Below are 2335 nucleotides of genomic sequence, written 5' to 3'. Positions count from 1 at the left end.
AATATAAATCGGTTAGAGATAAAATTCCAAGAATACTTTTACTTGCATACAGGTCATCAAGCAAAGTCCATTCTAGGTGGGGTAGACTTTAGTACATAATGTTTCTTACCCGATTTTGCAGAATCCAATTTTGATTCCTCCATTTTCTCTTTTAAATACACTTTTCCAACTTATAAGTTAATACATATTTTAACTGAAAGCAAAAGGCAACCCGTATGGTTGAGGGTGAATCAGAGTACCCTATGAGGAGTGGATTGGAAAAATTCAATTCACAAGGTTATATAAAATATTGTGAGATTTTGACATTCCGTGTGGTCTGCTGAGATCGATCTATGTATCGATGCTGCACTAAAAAAGTGGATAAAGAACCCAGAAAGAGGTGGAAAATGAGTTTAGTACGCCCAGCCTACAAGAAACGAATTGTGCTGGCATCCAGACCGGAAGAGACGGCTACCGCAGAGAACTTCCGGATGGAAGAAGTAGAAATTCCTGGGCTTCAAAATGAGCAAGTGCTTGTCCAAAGTCTATACATTTCGGTTGATCCATACATGCGCGGACGAATGAATGCCGGGAAATCGTACGTAGCTCCGTATCCAATCGATGGTGTTATTCTCGGGGGGGTTATAGGTCGAGTAATTGAGACTGCATCACCAGTGTTCGATGTTGGTGATATCGTACTCGGCGGTTATGGATGGCAAACATATGAAGTCGTGAGCGCTGACAGTTTGCGCAAAATCGATGCAAGTATCGCACCTATTACAACGTATCTCGGTGTTCTAGGGATGACAGGACTAACTGCCTACTTTGGATTACTTGACATTGGCAAACCCAAAGAGGGGGAGACCGTGGTCGTATCTGGTGCAGCGGGTGCCGTAGGTACGGTAGTAGGACAAATTGCAAATATCAAGGGAGCTCGCTCTGTAGGGATTGCTGGTTCGGATGATAAGTGTGAGTATCTAACAAAGGAACTCGGATTCACTGCCGCAATCAATTATAGGGAACCGGATTTTGAGAAACAGATTGAGGCTGCATGCCCAAACGGTGTTGATGTCTATTTCGACAATGTAGGTGGTACGGTATCCGACACGATTATGAAACTTATTAATCACGGAGCCAGAATTCCGATTTGTGGTCAAATCGCAACGTATAATGGAGCTAAGACTGATATTGGTCCACGTGTGCAAATTAAACTTTTGACTACTAGCTCATTGATGCAGGGATTTGTCTTCAGTAACTATGCATCACGTTTTGCAGAAGGTGCCGAGATTATGGCTAAATGGGTTTCAGCCGGAAAAATCAAATATCAAGAGACGAATGTTGAGGGGTTTGAAAATACAGTATCTGCTTTTTTCCAGTTATTCACTGGTGGAAATACAGGTAAGTTATTGGTAAAGGTATCTGAATAAGAGGGTTAATGCAAACGTGCATCTTTAGGCAGTTGTTCCCGATCCGATGAAAAATCTTCACGCGAAGTAAGTTCGGGAACACCGCAGTAATGATCACTTTTGGACGAAAGGTACCTTTTTTTTGGTCTTACCCCTGTCAAATATCGCAATAAAAAGGAGCTTCGACGTGATGCGAAGCTCCCTTTTTGCATATGAAACTTACCACTTTTTATTTTTAATCACTTTTCTTGTACCTATTAATAAACGTATTAATATATAGATTCATACAACGACTCTATCGTGGTTTATTATTATCTCTTTTCCATTAGAATAAATATATTTAACATAAAAAAAATGTTGAGTATAATCTAAATACTGATCGTAGTGATTGTTTAATTCGTAAATCTTATTAACGTCAGTATACCAAACAGCAATAAAATAAATTACAACAAACAATACATTTAATAATACTATTTTTTTATTCAACTTTTACTATCTCTTTAATCATATCAATAAATTTTATCAGAAAATTACTTCTATTCTTCCAGGCAAACATTCCCATTTATTTTAGCGAACTTATTCAACTCCCTCAGTTTGATACGATTATCTCTCGAATGCTCACTTATTCGCAGGATTTCATAACCCTTGTATTTGGATTTACGTATAATTGATAGGAGTTCAGATCATTTTGGCTTCGTGAAGGCATAGTTAAATAAAGGAGTCAGCTACCACTCCACATTTTTCCATATAATGCACATCTCCACGCCGCCCCTGGAGGCTTTCCCTCCCATGTCTCAACGGATCAATTGCCCTCTCATTCCTTCGTCATGCATGTCCAAGGGGTGGAGGCCAGTTATGCTATCCTGATGGGTCACAGTGCCCTTTTGTTGAATAAACCTGGTACTCCGTACAAATTTGAAATCCTACGAAAAAGACAACATTCAAAATTA

1 protein-coding gene is annotated in these 2335 nt (G+C 39.3%); it reads left to right on the top strand.

The annotated features are described in order from the left end of the window. The first annotated feature begins 386 nt into the window (after positions 1 to 386). A complete protein-coding gene (locus V7137_RS29465) occupies positions 387 to 1406 on the top strand; it encodes an NADP-dependent oxidoreductase (protein WP_335701354.1) in 1020 nt (339 codons plus the stop codon). Positions 1407 to 2335: the final 929 nt, after the last annotated feature.

Source organism: Neobacillus drentensis (assembly GCF_036962765.1).
Lineage (GTDB): Bacteria > Bacillota > Bacilli > Bacillales > Cytobacillaceae > Neobacillus > Neobacillus drentensis_C.
This window is presented reverse-complemented; position numbering and strand designations above follow the sequence as displayed.